This is a genomic window from Vagococcus luciliae, from assembly GCF_024637875.1.
In the GTDB taxonomy this organism is placed as follows: Bacteria; Bacillota; Bacilli; order Lactobacillales; family Vagococcaceae; genus Vagococcus; species Vagococcus luciliae.
On sequence record NZ_CP102451.1, the window covers coordinates 364581 to 372500 of the forward strand.

The 7920-nt window shown below is 43.4% G+C and carries 2 protein-coding genes, 11 tRNA genes and 3 rRNA genes (1 of these 16 cut by a window edge); all 16 read right to left on the reverse strand.

Features of this window, described 5'->3' with window-relative positions:
• Positions 1–4: 4 nt before the first annotated feature.
• A complete protein-coding gene (locus G314FT_RS01890; protein WP_257701858.1) occupies positions 5–2461 on the reverse strand; it encodes an ATP-dependent Clp protease ATP-binding subunit in 2457 nt (818 codons plus the stop codon).
• A 5-nt stretch (positions 2462–2466) separates the two neighbouring features.
• On the reverse strand, positions 2467–2937 hold the full coding sequence (locus G314FT_RS01895; RefSeq protein ID WP_257701859.1) for a CtsR family transcriptional regulator: 471 nt from the start codon (positions 2935–2937) through the stop codon (positions 2467–2469).
• A gap of 149 nt (positions 2938–3086) precedes the next feature.
• Positions 3087–3171 (reverse strand) — tRNA-Leu (locus G314FT_RS01900).
• Positions 3172–3179: 8 nt separating this feature from the next.
• Positions 3180–3250, reverse strand: a tRNA-Cys gene (locus tag G314FT_RS01905).
• Between the two features lie 9 nt (positions 3251–3259).
• Positions 3260–3331, reverse strand: a tRNA-Gln gene (locus G314FT_RS01910).
• A 10-nt stretch (positions 3332–3341) separates the two neighbouring features.
• Positions 3342–3414, reverse strand: a tRNA-His gene (locus tag G314FT_RS01915).
• An 11-nt stretch (positions 3415–3425) separates the two neighbouring features.
• Positions 3426–3496: transfer RNA gene (locus G314FT_RS01920), tRNA-Trp, on the reverse strand.
• Positions 3497–3503: 7 nt separating this feature from the next.
• Positions 3504–3584: transfer RNA gene (locus G314FT_RS01925), tRNA-Tyr, on the reverse strand.
• A 3-nt stretch (positions 3585–3587) separates the two neighbouring features.
• Positions 3588–3660, reverse strand: a tRNA-Phe gene (locus tag G314FT_RS01930).
• Positions 3661–3665: 5 nt separating this feature from the next.
• Positions 3666–3738, reverse strand: a tRNA-Asp gene (locus tag G314FT_RS01935).
• Between the two features lie 25 nt (positions 3739–3763).
• Positions 3764–3835, reverse strand: a tRNA-Glu gene (locus G314FT_RS01940).
• Between the two features lie 24 nt (positions 3836–3859).
• Positions 3860–3949: transfer RNA gene (locus G314FT_RS01945), tRNA-Ser, on the reverse strand.
• 24 nt (positions 3950–3973) lie between these two features.
• Positions 3974–4047 (reverse strand) — tRNA-Asn (locus G314FT_RS01950).
• A gap of 11 nt (positions 4048–4058) precedes the next feature.
• Positions 4059–4174, reverse strand: a 5S ribosomal RNA gene (gene rrf, locus G314FT_RS01955).
• 79 nt (positions 4175–4253) lie between these two features.
• Positions 4254–7165: ribosomal RNA gene (locus G314FT_RS01960) — 23S ribosomal RNA — on the reverse strand.
• Positions 7166–7393: 228 nt separating this feature from the next.
• Positions 7394–7920: ribosomal RNA gene (locus G314FT_RS01965) — 16S ribosomal RNA — on the reverse strand; it runs 1031 nt beyond the window's last position.
• The 16S, 23S and 5S rRNA genes sit together here with 11 tRNA genes alongside, the layout of an rRNA operon.

The window sequence follows — 7920 nt, forward strand, 5'->3', positions numbered from 1 at the left end:
TTAACTACACTTGTTGCACTTGTTTAATTCGTGTATTAATTTTACCCTTAGATGCTCCTAAAGTAATTGTATCACCTGTTTGAAGTTCACCAGACAAGAGCAACTCACTCAGTCTATCTTCGACTTCTTTTTGCAAAGCACGACGAATTGGACGAGCACCATATTCCGGATCAAATCCTTCACTGCTAATAACATCAATTGCAGCAGGAGTGAGTTTTAATATAATATCTTGTTCTTTTAATCTCTCAACAACATCTTTAGACATGATCTTCACGATATCATGTAGTTGTTCTTTATTTAGTGAATGGAACACAACCACCTCATCTACACGATTTAAGAACTCAGGTCTAAATGATTTTTTCAATTCTTCTAAGATACGAGATTTCATCGCTTTATAATCTTTTGTCTCATCTACCACACTAAATCCGACTGTTTTTTCATCTCGTAAAGCTGTTGCTCCAATATTGGATGTCATGATAATAATCGTGTTTTTAAAATCGACTTTACGACCTTTAGCGTCTGTCAAATGCCCATCATCCAACACTTGTAATAAAACATTAAATACATCTGGATGAGCTTTTTCCACTTCATCAAGTAACACCACAGAATAAGGTTTTTGACGAATCCGTTCAGTCAATTGCCCTCCTTCATCATATCCAACATATCCAGGAGGTGATCCAACTAAACGACTCGTACTATGTTTTTCCATAAATTCAGACATATCAACTCGAATCAAGGCTTCTTCAGAACCAAACATCACTTCTGCAATCGTTTTGGCTAATTCTGTTTTTCCAACACCGGTTGGTCCTAAAAACATGAATGATCCTATTGGACGATTTGGACTCTTTAATCCACTTCTTGCACGTCTAATCGCACGGGATACGGAATCAACTGCTTCTTCTTGACCAACAACACGTTTATGCAGTACTTTTTCCAAATCAAGTAATCGTTCACTCTCTTTTTTCTCCAGTTGAGTCAATGGAATGCCCGTCCATTGTGAAATAATTGATTCAATATCATACTCCGTCACTTTTTGTGTATAGCCATTTTCTACTTTTTCTTGTTGTTCAACAAGTTTAGCTAATTTTTTTAAAGCTTTCTTTTCTTTTTCTCTAATCTCTACTACTTCAGAAAAATGTTGCTTAATAATAGCTTCTTCTTTTTCTTGGTAAATATTAGCTAATACCTTTTGTTGTTTTACAATAGGTGATGGTTTTTCAGCTTGATTTAATCGTACTTTTGCTGCAGCTTCATCTATCAAATCAATAGCTTTATCTGGCAATTGTCTATCATTAATATAGCGAATAGACAATTTCACAGCTGCATCAACAGCTTCTTGAGTAATTGCCACTTGATGATGTTCTTCATATTGAGATTTTAATCCTGTCAAAATATTAATCGTTTCTTCTTCAGTAGGTTCATCAACCATAATTTTAGCAAATCGACGTTCTAACGCAGAATCTTTCTCAATATATTTTTGATATTCATCTAACGTTGTTGCCCCTATTGTTTGCAATTCTCCACGAGCTAATGCTGGTTTTAGTATATTAGATGCATCTATAGCACCTTCAGCACCACCAGCACCAATCAGAGTATGCAACTCGTCAATAAATAATATAACCTGTCCATCATGATAAATTTCATCAACTAACTTCTTCATTCGATCTTCAAATTCACCACGATACTTAGTCCCAGCAACTACTGCTCCCATATCAAGCATCATCACACGTTTATTTCGCATATCTTTGGGTACATTAGCTTCGATAATCCGTTGCGCTAAACCTTCGGCAATAGCTGTTTTTCCAACACCAGGTTCTCCAACAAGTACCGGATTATTTTTAGTCCGACGACTTAAAATTTGTATCAATCGTTCAACTTCTGTCTCGCGACCAACTAAAGGATCTAATCGTTTTTCTCTAGCACTCTGTGTCAAATCTCGTGCCAAAGAATCTAGTGTAGGAGTTCCTTCACCCACCGAATTCTTAGTCGCTTTTCTATTTTTACCATTTTTATTATTTTCTGTAATACCAATTCTTCTCATTATATCTTTACGTAACCTGGGAAGTTCCACTCCTAAGTTTTTTAAAATCCTAGCAGATAATAATGTATCTTCTCTGACCAAAGCAAGTAAGATGTGTTCTGTTCCAATACTTGGCGCACCTAGCCGTTTAGCCTCTTCACCTGCGAAAGCTAATACATCCTTAGCTCGCGGAGAATAAGGAAGTAATTCGTTTTCTTTAGATTTATAACGTCCATATTGGACAATCTGTTCAACTTCATCAAACAGATAAGTATCATCAATATCAAAATATCTCATTGCTTTTCCACCAATACCTCTTGGTTCCTTCGCTAAAGCAAGTAATAAATCCTCTGTTCCAACTGCATCATGTCTAAAATATTTAGCACTTTCTTGTGCAAGATTCAGAACTTCATTAGCCCTTTTAGTAAATAATTCACCCATATCTATCACTCCTGTTCTTCATAAGTTAGTCGTTCTAATACATCAATCATCATGTTCGCCCTCAATAATTTTTCTTCTTCCGAGCGGCTAATACCTGTTAATTTAAATGCTGAATTAAGTAAATACTTTTCACGTACAGTTATTATATCATTATCTTGCAATTCATTTAAAATAGCAAATGCATCACTATCTGTCAAACCATTACTTATCATATCTGGGATTTCTTCACATATTCTGGTTTTATATTTTATCAATTTAACTTTTACAATACGAATATACCCACCACCACCACGCTTACTTTCTACCCGATAACCTTTTGGAACAGTAAACCTTGTGTTAATAACATAATTAATTTGTGATGGGACACAATTAAATTGATTGGCAATTTCAGCGCGTTTTATTTCAATAATATCTTCATTTTGTAGTAGTTCTTTTAGATAGTCTTCAATAATATCAGACATATTTTTATTTTCCATAAAAATCTCACCCTTCAAAAATAACGTAAAACTATTGACTTATATTGACCTACATTATACATAATATAATTCAATAGTTATACTAATTTGATTTGAATATACTAAAAGAGCTTTGAATGAAATCATTCAAAGCTCTTTTTACTAGATTATACCGGCGGCCGGGGTCGAACCGGCACGCCCTCAATGGGCACTGGATTTTGAGTCCAGCGCGTCTGCCAATTCCGCCACGCCGGCAAAACAAGAGGCGGTAACCGGATTTGAACCGATGATAAAGGTTTTGCAGACCTCTGCCTTACCACTTGGCTATACCGCCTTTAATAAACTGGGCTAGCTGGATTCGAACCAACGAATGACGGAGTCAAAGTCCGTTGCCTTACCGCTTGGCTATAGCCCAATAATAAAAAGGCGACTGATGGGAATCGAACCCACGAATGCCGGAGCCACAATCCGGTGCGTTAACCACTTCGCCACAGTCGCCATATTATTAACAGGGGTAGTAGGAATCGAACCCACGCTGACGGTTTTGGAGACCGTAGTTCTACCGCTAAACTATACCCCTTTAAATATGGAGGGGGGCAGATTCGAACTGCCGAACCCGAAGGAGCGGATTTACAGTCCGCCGCGTTTAGCCACTTCGCTACCCCTCCAAATGGCGCAAGACAGAATCGAACTGCCGACACACGGAGCTTCAATCCGTTGCTCTACCAACTGAGCTACTGCGCCAATAACGGTTCCGACGGGAATCGAACCCGCGATCTCCTGCGTGACAGGCAGGCATGTTAACCCCTACACCACGGAACCTGATTATGGTTTGTATTATATTTTATGACCCGTACGGGAATCGAACCCGTGTTACCGCCGTGAAAGGGCGGTGTCTTAACCGCTTGACCAACGGGCCAGTATAATAATTTCTTTTAGTATACGGAGAGTAAGGGATTCGAACCCTTGAGACAGTTATTACCGCCTACATGATTTCCAATCATGCTCCTTCGGCCAACTCGGACAACTCTCCAGAGTTTTACCTTAATTAAAAGAACTCCGGCAGTAGGACTCGAACCTACGACATCATGATTAACAGTCATGCGCTACTACCAACTGAGCTATGCCGGATAATGATATAAGCACGGCAACGTCCTACTCTCACAAAGGGAAACCCTTCACTACCCTCGGCGCTAAGAAGCTTAACTTCTGTGTTCGGCATGGTTACAGGTGTATCCTTCTTGCCATCGTCACCGCACTTATCTGTTTTTTATTGAGTGATGATTCACTCAAAACTGGATGTTAAGTTAGTATCAATATAATTGTCCACCGCTATCTTGGTTAAGTCCTCGACCGATTAGTACTAGTCCGCTCCATACATCACTGTACTTCCACTTCTAGCCTATCTACCTGATCATCTTTCAGGGGTCTTACTTCCTTAAAGGAATGGGAAATCTCATCTTGAGGGGGGCTTCACGCTTAGATGCTTTCAGCGTTTATCCCGTCCATACATAGCTACCCAGCAATGCCCTTGGCAGAACAACTGGTACACCAGAGGTATGTCCATCCCGGTCCTCTCGTACTAAGGACAGCTCCTCTCAAATTTCCAACGCCCGCGACGGATAGGGACCGAACTGTCTCACGACGTTCTGAACCCAGCTCGCGTGCCGCTTTAATGGGCGAACAGCCCAACCCTTGGGACCGACTACAGCCCCAGGATGCGACGAGCCGACATCGAGGTGCCAAACCTCCCCGTCGATGTGAACTCTTGGGGGAGATAAGCCTGTTATCCCCAGGGTAGCTTTTATCCGTTGAGCGATGGCCCTTCCATGCGGAACCACCGGATCACTAAGCCCGACTTTCGTCCCTGCTCGAGTTGTAACTCTCGCAGTCAAGCTCCCTTCTGCCTTTGCACTCTACGAATGATTTCCAACCATTCTGAGGGAACCTTTGGGCGCCTCCGTTACCTTTTGGGAGGCGACCGCCCCAGTCAAACTGTCCATCTGACACTGTCTCCCACCACGATAAGTGGTGCGGGTTAGAATGGTCATAACACAAGGGTAGTATCCCACCAGCGCCTCCATCGAAACTAGCGTTCCGATTTCTACGGCTCCTACCTATCCTGTACATGTGTCACAAACATTCAATATCAAACTACAGTAAAGCTCCATGGGGTCTTTCCGTCCTGTCGCGGGTAACCTGCATCTTCACAGGTACTAAAATTTCACCGAGTCTCTCGTTGAGACAGTGCCCAAATCGTTACGCCTTTCGTGCGGGTCGGAACTTACCCGACAAGGAATTTCGCTACCTTAGGACCGTTATAGTTACGGCCGCCGTTTACTGGGGCTTCAATTTTGAGCTTCGCTATTGCTAACCCATCCTCTTAACCTTCCAGCACCGGGCAGGCGTCAGCCCCTATACGTCATCTTTCGATTTTGCAGAGACCTGTGTTTTTGATAAACAGTCGCTTGGGCCTATTCACTGCGGCTGAACTTGCGTTCAGCACCCCTTCTCCCGAAGTTACGGGGTCATTTTGCCGAGTTCCTTAACGAGAGTTCTCTCGCTCACCTTAGGATTCTCTCCTCGACTACCTGTGTCGGTTTGCGGTACGGGTCATTTGTTTCTAACTAGAAGCTTTTCTTGACAGTGTGACATTGAGACTTCGGTACTTTATTTCCCTACTCATCACAACTTGTTCTTAAAGATAAAAGCATTTGACTCTTATCAAAACTCGTTGCTTGAACGTGCACTTCCAGTCGCACGATCTCATAGCCTCCTGTGTCCCTCCATTGTTCAAACAAAACAAACGAGTACAGGAATCTCAACCTGTTGTCCATCGCCTACGCCTATCGGCCTCAGCTTAGGTCCCGACTAACCCTGGGAGGACGAGCCTTCCCCAGGAAACCTTAGTCATTCGGTGGACAGGATTCTCACCTGTCTTTCGCTACTCATACCGGCATTCTCACTTCTAAGCGCTCCACCAGTCCTTACGATCCAGCTTCAACGCCCTTAGAACGCTCTCCTACCATAGAACCAAAGGTTCTATCCACAGCTTCGGTAACATGTTTAGCCCCGGTACATTTTCGGCGCAAGGGCACTCGACTAGTGAGCTATTACGCACTCTTTAAATGGTGGCTGCTTCTGAGCCAACATCCTAGTTGTTTGTGCACCCTCACATCCTTTTCCACTTAACATGTATTTTGGGACCTTAGCTGGTGGTCTGGGCTGTTTCCCTTTCGACAATGGATCTTATCACTCACTGTCTGACTCCCGGATATAAATGAATGGCATTCGGAGTTTATCTGAATTCGGTAACCCAAGACGGGCCCCTAGTCCAAACAGTGCTCTACCTCCATCATTCTCAAATCCGAGGCTAGCCCTAAAGCTATTTCGGAGAGAACCAGCTATCTCCAAGTTCGTTTGGAATTTCTCCGCTACCCACACCTCATCCCCGCACTTTTCAACGTACGTGGGTTCGGTCCTCCAGTGCGTTTTACCACACCTTCAACCTGGACATGGGTAGGTCACATGGTTTCGGGTCTACGACAACATACTCATTCGCCCTATTCAGACTCGCTTTCGCTACGGCTCCGCTTCTTCAGCTTAACCTCGCATGCTATCGTAACTCGCCGGTTCATTCTGCAAAAGGCACGCTATCACCCATTAACGGGCTCTAACTTCTTGTAGGCACACGGTTTCAGGTTCTATTTCACTCCCCTTCCGGGGTGCTTTTCACCTTTCCCTCACGGTACTGGTTCACTATCGGTCACTAGAGAGTATTTAGCCTTGGGAGATGGTCCTCCCGGATTCCGACGGAATTTCTCGTGTTCCGCCGTACTCAGGATACTCATAGGTGTGTTGTCAATTTCATCTACGGGGCTTTTACCCGCTACGGCTGACCTTTCCAGGTCGATTCGACTATCCACAACAGCTACCACAGCTGAGTCCTACAACCCCAATAAGCAAGCTTATTGGTTTGGGCTGTTTCCGTTTCGCTCGCCGCTACTAAGGAAATCGATTTTTCTTTCTCTTCCTGCAGGTACTTAGATGTTTCAGTTCTCTGCGTCTACCTTCTAATAGCTATGTATTCACTACTAGATAATATCCTATAAAAGATACTGGGTTCCCCCATTCGGAAATCTCCGGATCATAGCTTACTTACAGCTCCCCGAAGCATATCGGTGTTAGTCCCGTCCTTCATCGGCTTCTAGTGCCAAGGCATCCACCGTGCGCCCTTATTCACTTAACCTTTTCTAACCTTACGGTTAGCTTGTTTTTTCATTAACTATTAACTAGCGATAGATAATAGTTAATACATTTCACAGTTCTTTAAAAGAAACTGTTCAACGCGGTGTTCTCGGTTTATGTTGATGTCTAACTTCAACTATCCAGTTTTCAATGAACAATCTATTTGAGAGTAGACCTCTCAAAACTGAACAAAGTAAAAACGTAATGTGTTTTCCGTAATTATCCTTAGAAAGGAGGTGATCCAGCCGCACCTTCCGATACGGCTACCTTGTTACGACTTCACCCCAATCATCTATCCCACCTTAGGCGGCTGGCTCCAAAAGGTTACCTCACCGACTTTGGGTGTTACAAACTCTCGTGGTGTGACGGGCGGTGTGTACAAGGCCCGGGAACGTATTCACCGTGGCATGCTGATCCACGATTACTAGCGATTCCGGCTTCATGTAGGCGAGTTGCAGCCTACAATCCGAACTGAGAACAGCTTTAAGAGATTAGCTAAACCTCGCGGTCTCGCAACTCATTGTACTGTCCATTGTAGCACGTGTGTAGCCCAGGTCATAAGGGGCATGATGATTTGACGTCATCCCCACCTTCCTCCGGTTTGTCACCGGCAGTCTCGCTAGAGTGCCCAACTAAATGATGGCAACTAACAATAAGGGTTGCGCTCGTTGCGGGACTTAACCCAACATCTCACGACACGAGCTGACGACAACCATGCACCACCTGTCACTTTGTCCCCGAAGGGAAAGCTCTATC